This window comes from Roseinatronobacter bogoriensis DSM 18756, assembly GCF_004366635.1.
Lineage (GTDB): Bacteria > Pseudomonadota > Alphaproteobacteria > Rhodobacterales > Rhodobacteraceae > Roseinatronobacter > Roseinatronobacter bogoriensis.
The window spans coordinates 363,451-383,265 of record NZ_SORN01000001.1 but is presented as its reverse complement, the minus strand read 5'-3'; the positions used below and the strand labels follow the sequence as shown (position 1 = coordinate 383,265).

General features: G+C 58.3%; 21 protein-coding genes and 1 riboswitch. Of the genes, 8 read left to right on the top strand and 13 right to left on the bottom strand.

Going from position 1 to position 19,815, the window contains the following annotated elements:
• Positions 1 to 5: 5 nt before the first annotated feature.
• Genes EV660_RS01695 through EV660_RS01685 form a run of 3 tightly spaced genes read left to right on the top strand, consistent with a single transcriptional unit; the run spans position 6 to position 3,560 of the window.
• Positions 6 to 1,868, top strand: a complete 1,863-nt coding sequence (locus EV660_RS01695) for a dipeptide/oligopeptide/nickel ABC transporter permease/ATP-binding protein (RefSeq protein ID WP_071481660.1) — start codon at positions 6 to 8, stop codon at positions 1,866 to 1,868.
• Complete coding sequence (locus EV660_RS01690; RefSeq protein ID WP_071481661.1) at positions 1,865 to 2,818, top strand: ABC transporter ATP-binding protein; 954 nt, start codon at positions 1,865 to 1,867, stop codon at positions 2,816 to 2,818. The genes EV660_RS01695 and EV660_RS01690 overlap by 4 nt, the downstream gene beginning before the upstream one ends.
• Positions 2,787 to 3,560, top strand: a complete 774-nt coding sequence (locus tag EV660_RS01685) for a FadR/GntR family transcriptional regulator (RefSeq protein WP_232727312.1) — start codon at positions 2,787 to 2,789, stop codon at positions 3,558 to 3,560. The genes EV660_RS01690 and EV660_RS01685 overlap by 32 nt, the downstream gene beginning before the upstream one ends.
• Before the next feature lie 82 nt (positions 3,561 to 3,642).
• Here EV660_RS01685 and EV660_RS01680 read toward each other — a convergent pair whose 3' ends face one another.
• Positions 3,643 to 4,011, bottom strand: a complete 369-nt coding sequence (locus tag EV660_RS01680) for a hypothetical protein (protein ID WP_100319200.1) — start codon at positions 4,009 to 4,011, stop codon at positions 3,643 to 3,645.
• Between the two features lie 54 nt (positions 4,012 to 4,065).
• Positions 4,066 to 4,267, bottom strand: a riboswitch (cobalamin riboswitch).
• Between the two features lie 391 nt (positions 4,268 to 4,658).
• Between EV660_RS01680 and EV660_RS01675 the strand changes: the two genes are divergently transcribed.
• Complete coding sequence (locus EV660_RS01675) at positions 4,659 to 5,213, top strand: hypothetical protein (protein WP_071481663.1); 555 nt, start codon at positions 4,659 to 4,661, stop codon at positions 5,211 to 5,213.
• 127 nt (positions 5,214 to 5,340) lie between these two features.
• Positions 5,341 to 5,772 (top strand): hypothetical protein, encoded by a 432-nt coding sequence (locus EV660_RS01670; protein ID WP_134047579.1) that lies wholly within the window; start codon positions 5,341 to 5,343, stop codon positions 5,770 to 5,772.
• Positions 5,773 to 5,797: 25 nt separating this feature from the next.
• Here the strand turns inward: EV660_RS01670 and EV660_RS01665 are convergent, their stop codons facing one another.
• From EV660_RS01665 to glnH, 5 genes are all read right to left on the bottom strand, one after another.
• Positions 5,798 to 6,736 carry a MurR/RpiR family transcriptional regulator gene (locus EV660_RS01665; protein ID WP_134047578.1) on the bottom strand — a complete coding sequence of 313 codons (939 nt, stop codon included), beginning with the start codon at positions 6,734 to 6,736 and terminating at the stop codon, positions 5,798 to 5,800.
• On the bottom strand, positions 6,684 to 7,712 hold the full coding sequence (locus EV660_RS01660; RefSeq protein WP_071481665.1) for a C45 family autoproteolytic acyltransferase/hydrolase: 1,029 nt from the start codon (positions 7,710 to 7,712) through the stop codon (positions 6,684 to 6,686). The genes EV660_RS01665 and EV660_RS01660 overlap by 53 nt, the downstream gene beginning before the upstream one ends.
• Positions 7,705 to 8,436 (bottom strand): glutamine ABC transporter ATP-binding protein GlnQ, encoded by a 732-nt coding sequence (gene glnQ, locus EV660_RS01655; protein WP_071481666.1) that lies wholly within the window; start codon positions 8,434 to 8,436, stop codon positions 7,705 to 7,707. The genes EV660_RS01660 and glnQ overlap by 8 nt, the downstream gene beginning before the upstream one ends.
• Entirely contained in the window at positions 8,433 to 9,089 is a 657-nt protein-coding gene (gene glnP / locus EV660_RS01650; protein WP_071481667.1) for a glutamine ABC transporter permease GlnP, read from the bottom strand. The genes glnQ and glnP overlap by 4 nt, the downstream gene beginning before the upstream one ends.
• Before the next feature lie 92 nt (positions 9,090 to 9,181).
• A complete protein-coding gene (glnH, locus tag EV660_RS01645) occupies positions 9,182 to 9,922 on the bottom strand; it encodes a glutamine ABC transporter substrate-binding protein GlnH (protein WP_071481668.1) in 741 nt (246 codons plus the stop codon).
• A gap of 378 nt (positions 9,923 to 10,300) precedes the next feature.
• Here glnH and EV660_RS01640 point away from each other — a divergent pair, with 378 nt between their 5' ends.
• A complete protein-coding gene (locus EV660_RS01640) occupies positions 10,301 to 10,561 on the top strand; it encodes a hypothetical protein (protein ID WP_071481669.1) in 261 nt (86 codons plus the stop codon).
• Positions 10,562 to 10,583: 22 nt separating this feature from the next.
• Here EV660_RS01640 and EV660_RS01635 read toward each other — a convergent pair whose 3' ends face one another.
• Complete coding sequence (locus tag EV660_RS01635; protein ID WP_084635015.1) at positions 10,584 to 11,057, bottom strand: sigma-70 family RNA polymerase sigma factor; 474 nt, start codon at positions 11,055 to 11,057, stop codon at positions 10,584 to 10,586.
• Positions 11,058 to 12,177: 1,120 nt separating this feature from the next.
• Between EV660_RS01635 and EV660_RS01630 the strand changes: the two genes are divergently transcribed.
• A complete protein-coding gene (locus EV660_RS01630) occupies positions 12,178 to 12,561 on the top strand; it encodes a glycosyltransferase family A protein (protein ID WP_071481670.1) in 384 nt (127 codons plus the stop codon).
• A 129-nt stretch (positions 12,562 to 12,690) separates the two neighbouring features.
• Positions 12,691 to 13,068: a hypothetical protein gene (locus EV660_RS01625; RefSeq protein ID WP_071481671.1), complete on the top strand. Its 378-nt coding sequence runs from the start codon at positions 12,691 to 12,693 to the stop codon at positions 13,066 to 13,068.
• A 34-nt stretch (positions 13,069 to 13,102) separates the two neighbouring features.
• Here EV660_RS01625 and EV660_RS01620 read toward each other — a convergent pair whose 3' ends face one another.
• The 6 genes from EV660_RS01620 to EV660_RS01595 all read right to left on the bottom strand — a co-directional run bounded on the left by EV660_RS01620 (position 13,103) and on the right by EV660_RS01595 (position 19,683).
• On the bottom strand, positions 13,103 to 14,017 hold the full coding sequence (locus tag EV660_RS01620; protein ID WP_071481672.1) for a LysR family transcriptional regulator: 915 nt from the start codon (positions 14,015 to 14,017) through the stop codon (positions 13,103 to 13,105).
• Between the two features lie 12 nt (positions 14,018 to 14,029).
• Positions 14,030 to 14,794, bottom strand: a complete 765-nt coding sequence (locus EV660_RS01615; protein ID WP_071481673.1) for a sulfite exporter TauE/SafE family protein — start codon at positions 14,792 to 14,794, stop codon at positions 14,030 to 14,032.
• Between the two features lie 10 nt (positions 14,795 to 14,804).
• Positions 14,805 to 16,307 carry a tripartite tricarboxylate transporter permease gene (locus tag EV660_RS01610; RefSeq protein WP_100319278.1) on the bottom strand — a complete coding sequence of 501 codons (1,503 nt, stop codon included), beginning with the start codon at positions 16,305 to 16,307 and terminating at the stop codon, positions 14,805 to 14,807.
• A 32-nt stretch (positions 16,308 to 16,339) separates the two neighbouring features.
• The gene (locus tag EV660_RS01605) at positions 16,340 to 16,831 is read right to left on the bottom strand and encodes a tripartite tricarboxylate transporter TctB family protein (RefSeq protein ID WP_071481675.1); all 492 of its coding nucleotides are present in this window, start codon (positions 16,829 to 16,831) and stop codon (positions 16,340 to 16,342) included.
• A gap of 109 nt (positions 16,832 to 16,940) precedes the next feature.
• Positions 16,941 to 17,921 carry a Bug family tripartite tricarboxylate transporter substrate binding protein gene (locus EV660_RS01600; RefSeq protein ID WP_071481676.1) on the bottom strand — a complete coding sequence of 327 codons (981 nt, stop codon included), beginning with the start codon at positions 17,919 to 17,921 and terminating at the stop codon, positions 16,941 to 16,943.
• A 112-nt stretch (positions 17,922 to 18,033) separates the two neighbouring features.
• Positions 18,034 to 19,683 (bottom strand): thiamine pyrophosphate-binding protein, encoded by a 1,650-nt coding sequence (locus EV660_RS01595; RefSeq protein WP_232727313.1) that lies wholly within the window; start codon positions 19,681 to 19,683, stop codon positions 18,034 to 18,036.
• Positions 19,684 to 19,815 lie beyond the last annotated feature (132 nt).

Here is a 19,815-nt window from a genome sequence, read left to right as displayed (position 1 = left end):
AAGGCATGAGCCTGTTTCTAAAACTTCTGTTTCGCAACAAACTGGCGGGCTTTGGGGCGGTGGTGCTGGCTGTGATTGTGGTCCTGGCGCTGCTGACCCCAATCCTGCCCCTGCATCCGCCAAATGCCACCAACACGGCAAACCGTTTCCTGCGCCCCCTGTCAGACGGGCATCTGCTGGGAACCGACCATCTGGGGCGCGATCTGCTGTCGCGGCTGATGTGGGGCACGCGGCTGTCGCTGGCTGTAGGGTTTGCCGCAGCGCTCGTCGCAGGGCTGCTGGGTGCGGCGATCGGGGTGATGGCAGGCTATTTCGGCGGGCGCACGGATAATGTGACCATGCGCGGCGTCGATATGCTGATGGCATTTCCGTATATCCTGCTGGCGCTGGCAATTGTCGCGGTGCTGGGGCCGGGCCTGCTGAATGCGCTGATCGCGGTTGCAGTGGTGAATATTCCGTTTTTCGCGCGGAATATTCGCGGGGTCACGGTCGGCATCGCGCATCGGGAATTCATTGACGCAGCGAAGCTGGCGGGCATGGGCCATACCCGCATTCTGCTGACCGAGGTGGTGCCAAATATCGTGCCGGTCGTCGTGATTGCCATGTCCACAACCATCGGCTGGATGATCCTTGAAACCGCTGGCCTGTCCTTTCTGGGCCTTGGCAGCCAGCCGCCGCAGGCTGATCTGGGCTCGATGCTGGGCGAGGCGCGCTCGGCCCTGATCACGGCACCGCATACCTCTATTGTGCCGGGCGTGATGATCCTGCTGATTGTGATGTCGGTGAACCTGTTGGGCGACGGGATACGGGACGCGCTGGACCCGCGGCTGCGCTCGGGCGCTTTGGCGCGGCCCATGGCGACGACACGGGTAGAGCGGGCAGAGGCCCCTGTCCCCAAGGGCGACGGGCTCTTGCGCATTGACGAACTTGAAACGCAGTTCCAAGTAGGGCCGCGCATCTATAAAGCTGTCAATAAGGTCTCGCTGGAGTTGAAGCCCGGCGAATGTCTGGGATTGATTGGTGAATCCGGCTCTGGCAAGTCCGTCACGGCGCTGTCGGTGATGGGGCTGGTGGCCTCTCCGCCCGGGGTGATCACCGGAGGCGCGGTGCGACTGAACGGGCAGGACCTGATCGGCGCGCCCTATGAACTGTTGCGGTCCTTGCGCGGGCGCAAGGTGGCCTATATTTTTCAGGACCCGCTTTCGACCCTGCACCCACTTTACCGCATCGGCGATCAACTGATCGAGGCGATCCGCGTGCACGAGCCTGTCAGCCATGCGCAAGCGCATAAGCGCGCAGTCAAGCTGCTGGAGGATGTGCGCATCCCGAATGCTGCTGCCCGTTTCCGTGCGTATCCGCACGAATTGTCGGGCGGAATGCGCCAGCGCGTGGGCATTGCCATGGCACTGGCCAATGACCCTGACATCATCATTGCCGATGAACCGACCACAGCCTTGGATGTGACCGTGCAGGCGCAGATTCTGGCGCTGTTGTCCGACTTACGCCGCTCGCGCGGGTTGGCGATTTTGTTCATCACACATGATTTCGGTGTGGTGGGCCAGCTTTGCGACCGCGTGGCGGTCATGTATGGCGGACGGATCGTCGAGGCAGGCCCAACAGCGGATGTGCTGGCGGCACCCGCGCACCCTTACACCGCACGACTGATTGCCTGTGTGCCGGAACTGGGGGGCGGGCGGCGCGTGATGGCGGCCATTCCCGGCCTGCCGCCTGCTGTTGATGACCTGCCACCGGGCTGCGCCTTTGCCCCGCGCTGCGAGAAGGCGCAAGCGGCCTGCCGCACAGGCGAGATCGCTTTGCAAGGTGAGGCCCGCAAAGTGCGTTGCCTGTTCCCGGAGGTGGCCCCATGACGATTGCCTTGAAATCCACCAATCTGGCAAAAACATTCGATATCGGCAAACGCCTGATTGGTCCGCCGCGCGCACAGGTTCATGCGGTTCACCCCGTATCGCTAGAGGTCAAGACAGGTGAGACACTGGGTATCGTTGGCGAATCTGGTTGCGGGAAATCGACACTGGCGCGGATGCTGGTCGGGCTGACGCCGCCCAGCGCTGGCACGATCGAGATTGAAGGAAAGGCCCTGAACCGCGCGGACCCTGCCGCATTCGGGCGGCTAATTCAGTACGTCTTTCAGGACCCGGTTTCCAGCCTGAACCCGCGCAAGACGATCCAGCAGATCATGGAAGTGCCGCTGCGCCTGCTGCACGGGTTGCGGGGCCGCGCGCTGGATGACCGGATTGCGGAACTGTTCGATGCGGTGAACCTGCGCCCCGAATTCCTGACCCGCTACCCGCATGAATTTTCCGGCGGTCAGGCGCAGCGTATCGGGATTGCCCGCGCCCTTGCGGCCAGCCCGCGCATTCTGATCCTGGATGAACCCGTTTCCGCGCTGGATGTTTCCGTGCAGGCTCAGGTTCTGAACCTGTTGGCCGCGCTGAAATCCGAATTCAACCTGACCTATCTGTTTATCAGCCATGATCTGGCTGTGGTCGAGGCCGTCAGCGACCGAATTGCAGTGCTCTATTTCGGGTCTGTGGTGGAAACCGGCCCCGCCGAAAAGGTCTTTGCAGCGCCGCGCCATCCCTATACCAAGCTTCTGGCAGACTCGGCGCCGGTCGTGGGCAAACCGCTTGGCGGTGCGCAAGCGGGCGAATTGCCTGACCCGCTGAATCCGCCACCGGGCTGCGCCTTTGCCGGGCGCTGTCCGCGCGCAACCGACCTGTGCCGCGCAGAGGTGCCGGACCTACGCCCAGTTGAAGGAGACCAGTTTGCCGCCTGCCATCATCCCCTCGATCCCTGAACGCCTGTCACGTCCACAACAGGTGGCCGAGGCGATCAAATCATGGGTCATGGAAAATGGCTGGGGGCCTGGTGACAGGTTACCTTCCGAGTTGGAACTGATCGAGCGTTTTGGCATGGCCAAAGGCACGATCCGCGAGGCCATACGCATTCTGGAAGCGCAAGGGCTGGTCAAGTCACGCACCGGGCCGGGGGGCGGGGTGTTCGTACATCAGGTCTCCGAGGAACGCGCGACTGCCCTTCTGGGCAACTACTTCTACTATCAACACCTGACAATTGATGATGTCTATCAGATCCGCACTGTATTGGAACCGGAACTGGCGGCCTCGCTTGCAGGCAAGCTGACCGAGGCGCAGCTTCGCGCCCTGGAAGAGGTGATGACCTGCTATGCCGCACCCGCCCAAACCGCACAGGAAGAGCGTGAACAACATATTGCGTCACTCAGGTTTCATGCGCTTTTGGCAGAGATGTCAGGCAACCCGCTGCTGCGCTTTCTGATACGGTTCATTGCCAATATGCTGGCGGATATTACCGTCTCTCGCAAACTCTATTCGAAGCCCAATCAGGAATTATGGTCTTCGGGGCTGGATTACCAGTCGCGCCTTGTTGCAGCCCTGCGCGCGGGCGACAGCACTGCCGCGCGGACAATCCTTGCAGAGCATATGCATAACGCGCATCGCCTGATGCGGATGCAGGAAACCGTGCTGACCCAAAGGTTTTTGCCTGAAGGCAAGATCATCTGACCCGTGAAACCTGCCTGGCGCAGCGCTATTTGACGGTGTTCCAGTTCATTCCGACGACTGCTACACCAATCGCTTTTTCTGTTCAGTAGGCCGCACGCCGCGCTTGTGCCCCCCCGCGCCGGTGACGTGGCCGCAATGTCAACGACAGGGGCGCCAAAGGCTGGCGGGTCGAGGCCACAAGCAGATCGCAAAACACAGCCACCGCAGGCGAGTTGCGGATGAACGGGGCCGCCAGCGTATAGGCGCGCATAGCCTCGGCCTGGTAGCTGGCCTGTCCGGGCAAACCGCCCAGCCATTGCAGGTAACCAAGCTGGCCCAATTCCTGCGCCCGCTCTGGCGAGACATGGCCAATATCAAGTTGCGTAAGTGTCAGTTCCAATAGCATCGCGCCCTCCGCGCAAGGGGCAAGGCGATCTGTCAACGGCGATATCGCGAGGCGTGTCTGGTCCATCACGGTCTCTCCGCACCAGGTCACCCCGCCTGGGTCAAGGTTGCTACGGCGCGAATCGTCGCGCCGGAGATGGCAGGTCTCCTGACTTGCGGATCAACGCTTGCCCGAACCTTCCCAGACCAGCGGTCCAGTGGTTTTATCGGGGTCGCTCTCCGCTTACAGTTGCGGGGGCAGTCGTGGCATTGGGCATAGCCCGCACCACGTTCCCTTTTCAGCCGGGTTGCAACACCCGGACACCATCGCACTCAAGATTACATAACAGCGCTTCCGTGTCTATCAGAGTTTGGCGACACCTTGACTGATCTGCTTACACCATCCGCGTTCACCCCGCCTTACCGGTGCAGGAAAAAGGGTCGCAGGTCTGTAACGCCAAGGCTTGCATCCAATCGGGGCTTCTCCCGGCAACGCGACCAGAAGGCAGTGCGTTCATATTGCGCCGCCCCCCAGCAGCGACATAAATTACTGACCGGCGCATACGCAAGCTTCTGTAAAACTGCGTAAATTTGATGATACTGGCTTGGCTTTAATGCGCCTGAGAAACATCTTTACAAAGCCTAGTTTTTTTATCAAGTATTCGACACCCAGCAGTCAGAGGTTCTGATAGCCCGGCAAGACAGCTTCTGTCTCACGTCTTTGCCGGAGTCCAAATGCCCCAGTCCCCACATACTTTGCACATCGAACTGCGCGGCATGAATGTCGCCGCACGTGCACATGGCTGCGGGCTGGAGCCGCGCCCGCTCGAATTGCTGCTGGACCGACATGCACAGGTTCCCGAAACCGCGACCCTGAATCTGCGCATTCGTCGGGACAGGCCACATTCGAACACACCCCATCATGAAAGCCGATGCATTTATGAACACGCGCACCCCGACAAGACAACTCAACCTCAAACTGACGCAATCACAAGGAGACGTCACATGTTCCGCACACTGGTTTCTGCCGCTTGCTGCCTGATCGCGCTGCCCGCCTTCTCGCAAGAGCAGGGGCGCTATTTCTATACCGATTTCGAAAGCTCGGTGCCACATATCGACCTTGAAGCCTGCCCTGATGGCCTGGCGACAGGCGTCGCGGATGTGATTTGCCGCGTCACAATGAATGACGATGCATTGCATGTCTATGTCTTCGAAGCGGAAGGCGATCGCCCCTTTGTTTCGGTCCACAGCTATTTCGACGAGGATTTTGAACTCGTCCTGACGCAGTAAGCCCAATCTGTCATCCCTCTGGCGGCGCTTCCGGCCGGAGGGATGATTTCCGACAAAACAACTCAAGAAAAATCTGGCGCTCAACCCAAATCCATACTATTTGTGTCGGGTAATCTTGGAGTGTCTGATGCGACAAACCGCCCTTAAACCCACCCCCAGCCTGCACGAAGCGTCGTACCGACAGGAACCGGCCCTGATGATGCTGCGAATTCTGATGCGCAAATGTCGGGCCAAGGCGCGGGTGGAGGTCTTTGAGACTTGCGCACTCTTGCTCCATGCACCGAAAGAGGGCGCGCAGGACTATGCGGATGCCTTGCTGCGCGTTCTGAGCGCCGCGCTGCCCAAAGGGCCAGTGATCTATGAAGCCACGGCGCAAGAGCGATCATTCGACGAGAGCTGGTTATTGGCCCTGTTCGCGGCCATTTCGCGGGCCGATCACCCCAGCACAAGCTTCTTGCTGCGCGCCCGCCTGCCCTTGCATCTGCGCCGCCCCGTTGGATGGTTGGCCGCCGAACTGGTCGAACGCATGAACGCGATGTCTGACACGCGCATGGCATGAGGGCCGCCACGCCTGCACGATGTGCCTATAATTCGATCTTCAACCCCGTTATCAGCCGATCCCGTTCCGCCAATGCGGCCTGTGTTTCGACCGGCCTTGCGGCCGCACATGCATTGATCAGGCACTCTGCCGCCAGAATGAATGTCGTTAGCGAATTGGACAGAAACCGCGTTTCATGCGGAACCAGAATTGCGGCCTGAGAGACTTCGATCAAGGGCGAATCCGCGCGGTCCGTGATCGCCACAATCGTCATCGGCTTTGCCGCAGCCGCTTGCGCAACTTCGGTGACCACACGCGAATACGGCGCGCAGCTTGACACGATCAGCACATCGTCCTTGTCGAGCGAGGCAATCCCCTCGGCTAGGCCCAGCGCATTTGAATCCAGCAGGTGAACGTCCGAACGGATCAGCCGAAGCCCATAGACCAGAAAAGTTGCGAAGGCGTGGAATTGCCGGATGCCATAGATCATGACCCTTGGCGCGTTTGAAATAAACGACACGGCGCTGCGAAACTGAGCGTCGTCATGCATGGAGAGAAACCGGTCAATATTGGCTTGGTTCTCGCGGCACAGATGCATCATAGCTTCTGTCGCCTGCCGCTCGCCACTGGCCAGCGCCTTTTGGGCCTGCTGGCTGTAAAATGCACCGGGCGGCGCCATGGATGCGTTCAGCAGCACTTCCTGAAACGCGCCGAACCCGGAATAGCCCAGATTCCGTGCAAGCCGCGTCAACGTCGACGGGTTCACCCCCAGTGCATTGGCAAGCGATGTAATTGACAGCAACGCCGGATTACCTTGCAGGTCCAGAATCCGCGCGAGGGCCGCGCGGGCCTTTGGCCCAAGCGCGATATCGGATTCACCACGCGATATACGCAGCATCAACTCGCGCAACTGCACCAGCGTTTGCGGCGGGTCAGGAAGCGGTGACTTCGCCAGTATAGACGGGTTCGGAGGAGGATTGGTCATAGAACTCCCAGCTTACCCCATAGTTGTTGACCGATATGATAGCCGAAGCAAGCGTGTTTTCCTGATCGGGGTCGTCACTGCATGTGCGATGTATTGGCAGTCCGGCCCCGCCCGTATCGCGCAGAATGCGCAGCGCGTCCGAGACGCCCGCATCAAGCAGGGACTGCACGCGTATTTGCCGATCCCGTGACGAGTGGGTGATCGTCTGCTGTGGCGCAGCATTATGATGTAGCGCATGATTGGCGTGGCCAGAGGCGCCCTCGATCAGCTTGTGTGAACAGGCCCCGCCACCGAATTCGACACTGTGAAGCGCCCCCTCACCCGCTTGCGCCAGCGTGAAATGAAACCCGCCACAGGCATTCTCGCGCGCAAGAAGGGCCAGCGCCTCGGTTATGGTTTTGCACTCCAGCACAGCGCGCCCCAAGACCATGCGCGGAAGCTCTGGCTGGACATTGCGCAGGCGAAGGTTGTTCACCGCTTGCGCAAGGCCAGCATTGGAAACCGCGAATGTATGGCCGGGCAGAGAGCCAGGATAGCAGCAGGCAACAAAACCAGCACCCGTCTGGCCAGTGACTTCGGCAATGAAACAACTGCCGTGCAATTCCGGCAATCCGTCTTCGTTATGCGCAAGCACAGCCGTTGGCCCCGGCAGTTGAACAGTGGTGCACCCATCGGGGACATTTGACATCAGGTCTCCGCGGCAATTCCACGCCATGACCTGCATGAACGGCAGGTCCAGCCCGTCTGCAAGCCCCTCAAGCTCGGCATAGATTTCGGGAAACAACGCCTGTGTGCGCCCCGCCAGACGGGTGACAAGCGGCTGATGCCGTTCATCCGTCACCGCGCGCCAGTATTCCAAAGGGCGCAGACGTTGTTGCACCGCCCCTCGCCCCGCGCGCCCCAGCGCAAACCCAATTTCATAGGGGCTGCCAGCGGCACGAACCCAACCAAGTTCAGCGACAACCACCTCAGACATGTTGCAGAAAATCCTTCATGCGGTCATTCGGCGGATTGTCGATCACGTCGCGCGGGGTTCCGTCCACGGCGATCTTGCCATGCTCCATGAAGATCAGGCGCGTGCCGACCTGTTTGGCAAAGCCCATCTCATGGGTGACAACCACCATTGTCATGCCTTCGGCTGCAAGGTTGCGCATGACGTTTAGCACTTCTTGTTTCAATTCCGGGTCCAGCGCCGAGGTGGGTTCGTCAAACAACATCACTTTGGGTTTGATTGCCAAGGCCCGCGCAATCGCCACACGCTGCTGTTGCCCGCCGGACAATTCAGCGGGTTCATGATTGGCTTTTTCGGCAAGCCCGACCTTTGCCAGCAACTCCTTTGCCAATGCGCGCGCTTCGCTGCGGCTCAGCCCGCGCACCTGTTGCGGCCCGAAGGCCACGTTTTGCAAGGCAGTCATCTGCGGAAACAGGTTGAACTGCTGAAACACCATGCCCGCTTCTTGCCGGATTTCGCGCATGATCTTGTTGCCGCCAAGCACGCTCATGCCATTGACGATCAGATCACCACCCGTGATCTGTTCCAACCCGTTGATGCAGCGCAAAAGCGTCGATTTTCCGGAACCCGAAGGGCCGACCAGCACGACGACCTCTCCCTTGTGGATTTCCAGATCAACCTCGTCCAGAACCTTGAGCGGGCCGAAATGCTTGGACACGTTGCGAAACTGAATGATGGTGTCGCTCATAGGATCCTCATGCGTTTTTCAATCATCCGCAGCGCCAGTGACAGCACGCCCGTCATGATCAGATACATGATCGCAACCGCCGTCCAGATTTCGACAGCGCGAAAGTTTGCGGCCATGATCTCTTGCCCTGTGCGCGTCAACTCTCCCACCCCGATCACGATGAACAGAGAGGTGTCCTTGAGGCTGACGATAAACTGGTTGCCCAAAGGCGGAATAAGCCGCCGGAACGCCAAGGGCCCCACGATATGAACAATCACTTTCCAGCGCGGCAGGCCGATGGCCAACCCGGCCTCAGTCAACCCCTTGGAGATGGACAGCACCGCCCCGCGCACAATCTCGGCGATATAGGCACCTGCATTGATGACGATGGCCAGAATGGCGGTCGTCATCGGGTCAATGCGTATAGAGGCCAGCACAGGCAGCGCGAAATACAGGAACATGACCTGTACCACGATGGGTGTGCCACGGATAACTTCGATATAGACAAAGGCAATTGCGTTGATCACGGCATTGCCATAGGCGCGCATCAGCCCAGCGATTGCGCCCAGGATAACGCCCCCCAGAAGCCCGACAACCGTGATATGGACGGTAACCTGCGCGCCCTTCAGCAGTTGCGGAATGAAATCAAGAATGATCAGCCAATTGACTTCCATAAGCTACCCTTCGTGTTGAGATTGCCGCATCGCCAGCGGGTGCGAGCAGGGCAGAAAACGTCTGCCCTGCTTCAAATGCTTCAAGAGATGGATCAGTTGGTGGGCGGCGTTGTGCCGAACCACTTCATGTAGATTTCGTCATAGCGACCATCTTCCCGCATATTGGCCAGCACCTGATTGACCGGCTCAACCAGATCAGAGCCTTTGGGGAAGCCGATGCCATATTGATGGGCCATCATCTGCTCGCCCACTGCCTTGACCTGACCATCACCCGCAGTCGCGATGTAATACAGCACATTCGGCGTGTCGTGCATGGCAGCATCAACGCGGCCTGTGCGCAGCTCCAGATAGGCGTTGTCGATATTCGGGAACTGGCGCAGCGTGGTTTCGGTGAAGTTGTCGCGCGCATAGTCCGCCGCCGAAGTGCCGGTGCGCACAGCAAGCGTCTTGCCTTCCAGATCGGCAAAGCCTTCGATATCGCTATCGACCGGAACCATGATCAGGAAACCGCTATCGTAATAGCCATCCGAGAAGTCGATGACTTCGGCGCGATCGTCACGGATCGTGATCCCGGCCAGCGCGACATCGACCTGCCCAGTCTGCAAGCCCGGAATAATGCCGTTGAAATCCATCGGGCGCAGCTCAAACTCCAGCTCAAGCTCTTCTGCAATCATGTTCCACATGTCGATATCGAAACCGACATATTCCCCATCCTGCATGAATTCAAATGGCACAAATGCCGTGTCAGTTGCGACAACCAGCTTGTCAGCCAGTGCCGAATTGGCCCCCAGCGCAAGTGCTGCGGCAGCGAAAAGTGAAAGGGTACGTTTCATGGTGACTCCCTGTTGCGTTGGCTTTGCAAATAAATCACGCAATTATTATTCGTGATGCAAATATCTTTGCACAAGCGCTTGGCAAAAGCAAAGTAAATCACACAGGCACCGCAGGGCGTGTGGGATAGTGCTTAAATCTGATGCATTCGCAACGCTGGATACTCAATGGCAGCGCCACGGGTCAGGCCGCCCCATTGCCCAGCCACCGCGGGGGCTGGAGAATCCGCACGACGCCCCAGTATATGGTAAAAAACACTAAATATGCGGCCACCTACGGGGACAGCCGCAACTTATAGCGAAGTAACAGTTGACTTTAGTTCAGACTGGGCAGTAGTGTTATAGAAATGGGACACTGATCACAGGTCTGTTTGCCAAGATATGAAAGAGCGCAAAACTCTCCCACGGCATGCAAGATCAAAACAGCCTCGCTCCGAACGGGACTGGATCAAATCTGCTGCGAAGGCTGATGATATGTTGGATCAAGGCAAATCAGACCGCGACGACCACGATGACGACCACCAGATCGACCAGGACTTGCGGGCGCTGCACACCCGCGTCGAAGCCGAACCCATATCGGATGACTTGAAACGCCTTGCCAAACAACTGGAAGAGCGCCTTAAAAAGCGTGACGAAGACTAACGAGGCGCGCGGTTACAACAGGCTAGCCCACCTCACCCAATTTGGCCTTTAGCATGTTGCGCCCCCTGTTGACGCGACTCTTTATAGTCCCGATGTCGCACTCCATGAGCCGAGAAGCGTCGATATAGCTTTCGCCCATGACCAGCACGATGACGACTGCCTCTCGATAATGAAGTGGTAAGTCCTGCAACGCCTTTGACAGCTCGCAGCCTTGAATGTGCCACTCTTGCGTCCCCGGGGTGCTGGCACTGGCAGATGCGCAATCCTCAGCGCCTGTATTTTCCCGGCGTCGCTTCTTGATATTGGTGTAAAAGCGATTGCGCATGATGGTGCACAGCCATCCCCGCATATTTGTCCCTTCGCGGTATGTCGAACTGTACTCGATCGCCCGCAGAAGGGTTTCCTGAACTAAATCTTCAGCCTCTTCTCGGCCGCCACAAAGTGCCCTGGCAAAGCTCCGCAAGGCGGCGATATGATCTAAAATATTGTCTGACACACATGGTCCCCAATGTTTGCGCCCGGCAATTTGCCTTCTGGCGTCTGTCGGATGAAAAAGGCTCGTCACTCGCGGTACGGATAGTTCAGAAACCAACTTTCCATAGAAGGCAGGCAAGCTGCCACCATTCGTCCCTGCCCAGACAGGACCGGCCCAACCTCTCATTAATCTCGGCATCGCTTCGGCCCGCGCAGGAAAAAGCAAATTTCCACTTGCCTGATCGCGCGGACACCTGTCCCTAAGCCAGCGTCATATACTCAGGTGTTACTGACGGATCGCCCGGCCTTGATTCTGGATGTCATTGCAGTGCTCCACTTAAATCGTTTCCATTGTCCAGCCGCCATCGGGGAATGAAATTCCCAAAAAACTCAGACGGTTCTCAAATGCTCGATACGGATTTGCCGTGGCTTATGTCTTATATCCTGCGCGGTCCTGCACACCGCACATGGGTAGATCAGAACATCTTGATCGCACCTGGCGACCAAATTACCGCCTACTGACCAGTGCCCGGACTGTTTCCAAGAATAACATCAAAAACACTCTCCGGCACCATCACAAAATCACATGCCCTCGAAGCGACACTTTTAGATCACAGCCAATTCCGGCCCTTAACCTAAGTTACATTTTAAGATATCTTAAGGAACGCGTCCAATTCTTTGGCGCATATTCTCCGCTTATAGCCTTGATAATTCTAGGAATCACTCACGACTCTCCGCCCCAAGTCGAGAGCCAACAACCAAAGGTTGTGAATTATCACATCAAATCCCCACAGGTTGTACTGAGAAATTTGTGTGAAAGTTCACCGAATCTCTCGGCCGACTCAGTGCGATCAAAATCGCGCATTTCAGACCGAAACAGCGCGCCACAATAGTGTTTCGCAACCAGCAACAATCCCCCGTCCAAACAGATAGGCATGTATCTGCGCGACCGTGGTGACTGGCAGCAACCTTTTCGCCTGTTCCAAATCTCAATAAGCATTTGCAGCGCACAATCATCGCGCGCCCGGCTTCGACCAAGAATACGCCGGGTATCAGGAACAAAATTGCAGTTTGCACACTTATCCTGTCTCAAAGCAATCAGACCGACCGCATGCCTGGTCACCTACAGGGAGTAGGTTCGCATGAAAGAAGTTCTGGTGATAATACCTGATCGTGACATCAACACGTTTCTTGCTCATACCCTTGTCGGTCTGATCGAACAAACGCACCGCGATGTTCGGGTAGTCACAATAGACGAACGTTCCTATGACGGCTCCTATGGCGCGCTGAATGCCGCCGATGTGCTGGCGCAGGATCACATTATTCCGATCTTTTGCGAAGATTGGGAATTGGCGGCATCCCTGAACGAGGCGCTCGCCTTCGCGGATACGGTGATCATCGCACAGATGGATGCAGAAGGGCTTGCCGTACAAGAAAAACCTGCCCCCGCACCAGAGGATCAGGATGCAAAGCCCCGGCCAGTCCTTGTGGTTAATAATTCCACCAAAGATGACAAAGGCACCTGAAGGGCGCGAACCAAACCGTATGCGCGACCGCTTCGCGTCCCGCCGTCTGTATAGATGGGGGAACAGATATGTCGTGTCGCCCCGCAATTTACCGATGCAGCCTTGCGGAAGACCTGATACGACTCCTTCATGTTTCGTTTGTTTGATCTGCTTGGCCGCTCCAGCGCGATAAGGGCGCTGGATGACGCATTTCGTGCCTCCGGCATGCACCCCCTGCTTGTGCCTGAGCCAGTCAAGCTGACACTGATCCAGCTTGTAAAAAAACACGGTCGCGGAAACCAGCAGACGGATTTCGCGCAAGCAGCGCGCTTGATGGCTTATTGCAGCCTTGGCCATGCGCAGTTCATGGACCAACATGGCGAAAGCGAGGCGCAGTCGCTTGACCTTAGCCTTGAAGACGCGCTTGATCACGGCAGCTCGCTTGATGCCAAGGTGATCTTGCTTGCCCTGCATTCCGGCCTGATGTCACCCGAAATCGCGGATCGAATTGATCTTGACGAAGACTAGGCCGGCGCTGCGACCGCCTACACTTGCCCCCCGCTTACTTGACAGGCTCGGCTGAGTCCTCGGTTATCGTCGGGACAGGCATTCCGACAGCGACCGCCTCCTTGCGCAATTCCTCACAAAGCAGGTCGCAGAACCTGCGCCGTGGCGAGGTAGGTTCGAACATAAGGCCCAGCAGGCGCAAGGGCGGTGGATTGCCAAGCGGCATGACCCTGAATTGTGGGTCTTGCAACTTCGGGTGCTCAGGAACGACCGAGACACCAAGCCCAGCCGCAACCAGCGCAAGGACACCGTCCTGAGTATCCACCTCCATGACGGTATGGACCTGAATGCCGTTCAACTCCAATGCCCGCTCGACCATCTCTCCGACGCGCGCCTGCCGGGAAAACCGCACATAGGGGTTGCTTTGCAGCAACTGACGGAAATCCTCGCCCTTGGCGCTGGCATGGGCCACAACGACCAGTCGTTGCGCGCTGATGGTGTTAAAGACATAGCCCGGCGCGATCTCTGTTGTGCCTGTCGTCAGCGCAACGTCGATCATTCCCGCGCGCAAGGCTGCGTCCAACTCATGCGCAAGGCCGGTGGTCAGACGCATTTCCAGTTTTGGATGGCTTTCGCGCAAGCGCCGCAAGGCTGCGGGCAGAAGGGCCGACACTGCCGTGTGAACCGCCCCGATCCGCAGCTTTCCAGCATTGCTGTCGCGCCGAAGGCTGTGCGAAAGGTCTTCCCAGATGGCAATCACCTCTCTCGCGCGCTCGATGAAGTCGCGCCCTTCCTGGGTCAGGACCGGCGGCCTGCGGCTGCGGTCGAACAGGCGCATATCCACATCTGCTTCAAGCCCCCGCATCTGCACGCTGATCGCAGAAGCCGAAAGGTCCAGCGCTTCGGCCGCTTGGGCAAAACTGCCATGATCGACAACCGCGATAAATGTATAAAGGGACTTTACGTCCATAAAGTTACCCTCTCAGCCACCACTGATCCCGCGCCATAGCAGATTTAACCCAAGACAGCCCAACACCACCAGCACCAATACCCGGAAGCGATGCGCCGGGACATAGGCGGCGATGCGGTTGCCCAGCCACATGCCCCCTATGGCAGCAGGTAGCGCGATTGCAGCCAAAAACAGGCGTTCTGGCGTAAAAAGACCAACCAGCAAAAACGCCCCCGATACCAACACCGCCGACAGAATGAAAAACAAGCTGAGCGCCGAGAGGAATTCTCGCCGCTCGACCCGCAGCCCGACCAAATACATCACGAATAACGGGCCGCCCACGGTCGTCAGCGCCCCCACAATCCCGCCCAATATGCCGGCTATCCAGCCGACAGGGCGTTCTTGCGCAGGGCGAAGATCAAGATTGACGGAACTGAGCGACAGCACCGAAAAGGTCACCACAACCGCGCCAAGGGCAAGCAACAGAAACTCATCCGAAAAGGCGGACACCATTGCCGTGCCCAAAGGAACCCCTATCGCGATCCCCCACAGCACGGGCGCAAACCGTGTGGCGGTTTCGCGCATCTGCCCCATTTGCAGGAACTGGGCAATATTGGTCAGGAACAGCACCACCACATTCACAGCCAGCGCGGCATCAACAGGCACAAAGAAGGGCAGGATAGCCATTGTCGTCAGTGGCAACCCGAAACCCAACGCACCCTTGACCATCCCCCCCAGAATAAAGACCGCTGCAACCAGTGCTGCATCCGCAGGGGTAATTGTCGTCAGGAAATTCATGTGTCTGCGTTCAGGTTTCGGGGCCTTGCATGGCCGATTTCTTTCCATAAGCCCCAAGCTCGCGTTTCAGACGCGCCGCCTTGACCGTGGACCGGATGATCAGAACAACCGAGATCACGGTCATGCACAAGAACAATATGGTAATCGGACCACGTGCAAAGATGCTGAAATCACCGCGCGACATCAGAAGCGCCTGCCTGAAATTGTTTTCCAGCATCGGCCCCAGAATGAACCCGATCAGAAAAGGTGCGGCGGGAAAGCGCAAGATCAGCATGATATAGCCCACCACCCCCATCAACAGCATGACCGCCACATCAAACACCGAGTTATTGACCGCATAGACCCCGAAAATGCACAGCACCAATACGCCTGGAAACAACAGGTTCGACGGCACATCGGCAATATAGCGAAACGCCCGGATCGCAACAGACCCGATAATCAGCAACAGAAATGAACTGGCAATCAGCCCGATGAACAGCGCATAGACAAGATCGGCATTATTCACAAACAGCAGTGGCCCCGGCGTTAGGTTATGGACCATGAACGCGCCGATGATGATGGCGGTGATCACATCGCCCGGAATGCCCAGCGACAGCAGCGGGATCAGCGTGGCCCCGGCGACGCCATTATTCCCAGCCTCGGCCGCAGCAACACCCTCAACCTCTCCCTTGCCGAAATTGTCGCGGTTTGGCGATGCGCGGCGGGCCTCGGAATAGGACAGAAACGCCGAAGGGGCCGCGCCAATGCCGGGAATGGCCCCCAGAAACACGCCGATTGCGCTGCCCCGAAAGATGGATTTCAACGAGCGCCTGAAATCTGCAAGCTTCAGACGTGAATAGCCCATGCCGCGCACACGATGATCCTGCGCCGCAGATTTGCGCATATAGGCGATGATTTCCGGCAGGGCGAACAAGCCAATCAGAACAGCGATGAAGTTCAGCCCCCCGCGCATATCGACTGATCCGAATGTCAACCGTTCGGTCCCGGCGATGAAATCGAGGCCAATGGTCGCCAATAGCAGGCCCAGCGCGGCAGCGACCACACCCTTGATCAGACTATCCCCCGAAACGCCTGCGATAATGGTCAGCGAGAACACGATCAGCGTGAACATTTCTGGCGGGCCGAAATTCAGCGCGAAAGAAGCAAGCCACGCAGCAAAGACGATCAGCGCAAGATTAGAGATCAGGTCCGCAATGCAGGACGCATAGAGTGACATGCTCAACGCCTCACCCGCGCGCCCCTGCTCTGCCATCGGATACCCGTCCAGGGCCGTGGCCGAAGATGCTGGCGTGCCCGGCGTCTTGATCAGGATAGCGGGAATCGACCCACCAAAGATGCCGCCCTTATAGACGCCCAGCAACAACAGGATGCCGAATATCGGTTGCAGCGCAAAGGTGAAAGGCAAGGTCAGCGCCACAGCCATTGTCGCTGACATGCCGGGGATAGCCCCGGCGACAACCCCGATGGTCACGCCAAGTGCCAGAAACAGTATACTTTCCCATTGCGCGACCATGACAAAGCCCGCGCTAAGTGCTTCGATAAATGTCACGGAAGCCTCACGATCTGGCCTTGGGGTATGGCAACCCCGGCAACCTTGGTAAAAAAGAAATACAGCAGCAGTGGCAGAACCACGGCGGCAATCATGCCCCAGATCAGATGCTTCCCGCCGCTCAGCAGCACCAGCAGCGCGAAAGCGATCATGCTGACCCAGACCATACCGACGATGGGCAATGCGAAATAGATGCCAAGCAAGATGACACCAAGCGCCAGCAAACGAAGCCCTTCAGGGCGTGTCACAGACAGGTCATCAACAACTGCATCCGGGGGCGTTGGGGCCAACACGGCTCGAACACTCAACACAGCACCGCAAAGAATGATCGTCCATGCGATGATCTTGGGCCAGAAGGCAGGAGACAAGGCCGGAATAGGAACACGCCTTGGCGTTGCGATGTAATTCGGGATGATCCACCATAAAACCGCGGCGCCAATGACCATGACGCCCAATCCGATCAGTAATTCGTCGCGTCGCGAGAGCATGTGAACTCCGTTAATGGCAAGGGATGCGGGCGCGTCGAGCACCTCAGAGGTGCCACTTGCAGTGGTTTCACTGCAAGTGGCGCTTATGCTGCATTACCTCTGGCGGGCGTCAGTCAATCTCAAGGTCAAGCGCCACGACAAGCCGACGAAAGCTCTCATAAGCGCTATTGACGAATTCGACTGACTCTTCCGGCGACATCACCTGCACGATAGAGCCGCCGGATGTCATGAAACGCTGGAAATCTTCATCCTGCGCCGCTTCTGCCAGCCATTCGCCCCATTTCTCGGCGGCTTCATCTGTCAGGTCTTCCGGGCCTGCAAGGCCGGTCCAGCCTACCAGCGCTTGCAATTCGGGCTTGCCGATTTCCTCGACAGTGGGCGCATCGAACCCGTCAAGCCGCTCTGACGATGTGACCATAAGCGGGCGCATCTGGCCACCATTGATGAAGGGCGCAGCGGGTGATGTGCTGCCGCAGTAGAAGTCTGACGTGCCCTGCAACACGGCGGTCAGCGCCTGCCCATCGCCTTCGGTCGGAATATGGATGACGTTTTCATCCAGATCGGTAATTCCAAAGGAATCCAGAACCATCAGCGCGCCAAAATGCGGCAGCGACCCAACCCCCGAAGAGCTATAGAGAATCTCGCCGGGGCGCTCGTTCACCGCATTGATCAGATCGTCGATGCTGTGAAACTCCGAGTTGCTGTTGACGACACAAGCCACGGGGTTGATCTCGTAAATTCCGACAAAGCGGAATTCATCCAGCGTATAGGGCAAATTCGGGTTCATTGCCGGGTTTACCGTATGCGATCCGACACGCGCCAGAAGCAGCGTATACCCATCGCCGGCCGCATCGCGCACCGCAACAGAACCCGTTGCACCGCCCGCGCCCGCACGGTTTGTCAGCACAATTGGCTGTGGAACGATACGCGTCAGCGGTGTGGACAACGCCCGCGCCGACAGGTCTGTCGCGCCACCAGGGCCAAACGGGATGATCATCTGGATCGCCCGCGTGGGGTATTCGGCCGCAACGGGTGCGGCCAACGCAGCAGCGGCAACGCCCATACTGAGTGCAATCAAACTGGTCTTCATCTTGTCTCCTCCCTTAAAAGATAGTGATGATAGCCTAAGCCCGGGGATCTTTCCTCTGTCCCCGGGATAACTTCAGGTGACGTGCCTCCACTCACGTCACCTACGCGGGTGGTCAATGCGTCGCCTCGGACGCGGCTGATTTGCCCTGCACGACCGGCGCCGGGGCGGGGACGATCCGCACATTGACACAGGCGGGCAGGCCAGAGGCTTGCGCTTGGTCCAGCGCGCCTTGCAGTGCGGCAGGGTCATTTGCATCGACATAGACCCCGAAACCGCCCAATGCGCTGGCCGACAAATCGTAACGGGCCTGCGACGACAATGTGCATCCATGCGTGCGATCTGCGCCAAATTCACGGATCTGGATCTGGTGCTCGGCATTCCAGAGGTTGTCATTGCCGATCACGGCGGTAAATCGCGCGCCTTCGCGGGCAGCGGTTTCATATTCAGCCAGCAAAAACCCCGCCGTTCCATCCCCCATTGCGGCAATGACGGGAACATCCGGGCAGGCAATGCTTGCGGCTATCGCATAGGCAGGCCCTGCCCCAATTGCACCTGACACCCCGTTAATCACGCGCGGGCCGTCATGACGAATGGCCTGCATCCACTGGCCGAATTCGCCGCCGTCGCAGATCAGCACAGACCCGGGCGCACGCGCCAATTGCGCCTCGATCGCTGCTCCAACCTGAATCGGGTGCAGGTGCGTTGCGGTATCGGCGGGCAAATCAGCGCGCAGGGCCAGCGCCTGCTTCGCCTCTGCCAACCATGCGGCCCGGTCGGGGGCATGTGTGGCGCAGCTTACGATCCGGCGCAGCGCGGGCAGTGCATCGGCCTGAGCTGCGACATCCAACCGGTTGCCGATACGTGCGCGCGCCCGCGCCAGTTCGGCCTCTTCCGGGGCAATGATCGCAAAGCGCGCATCTGGCGCACCCATATCCTTGCCCAGAAAGCCCGTGGTGAAATCTGCCGATTTCCCCAGTAGAAGAATCCGGTCCGCATTTCGCGTCAGGTCGATCAGCGCGCCCAGCGACGGGTCGCGCAACCCGCGCGGGCTTTCCATGCAGATCACCGGGGCATTGAGGGCAGATTCAAGTTGCGCCAGTGCACCCCCTGTCCGCGTGCGCGCCATGGCTGGCCCGACCAGCACAAGCGGGCGCTGCGCCGTGTTCATGAAGGCCAAAATGCCCTCGGCATCAGACTGGCGAAGGTCTTGTACATCTGGTGTAGCATCGAAGGTTGCAGGGCCTTCAAGCGGGCTCGTCAGAACATCGACCGGCAAGGCCAGATGCACAGGGCCGGGCCTGCCCGAGTGTGCCGTTGCAATGGCCTGCGCCAGTTCGCCGGGTAGCTGGTCTGCGGTACTGGCACGCGTTGCAAATTTGGTAATGGGCCGCGCCATCGCAACCTGATCCATTTCCTGAAACGCGCCCATTCCATCCTGCCCGCGCGGCGAATCCCCACTTAGCAGCAGGACAGGCGTTTCCGATGCGCGCGCCGAGATCAGCGCGCCAAGCGCATTTCCGAACCCTGCGCCCGCCGTCACCAGCGCCACGCCGATCTGGCCAGTCAGTTGCGCCCATGCTTCGGCCATATAGACGGCGGCAGCTTCGTGCCGGACATGAACCAGCCGGATGCCGCTGTCCAGAATCGCATCATAGACCGGCATGATCTGGTTGCCCGAAAGCGAGAAAATACACGTCACGCCAGCATCCCGCAGGCATTGAATCAGGGCGTCCGCCCCCAGAGTTGTCTGATGATCACGCAAGAAAAGTCCTCCCGCCGTCATCATTCCTATAGCGTGAATAAATTTCAAGTTATTTTTTCGTTATTGATAATTTTAATTGTTTATGCTTAGCTATTCAAAAGGTGAGGAGGCAAGGTTTTTCAAGCAAATGCA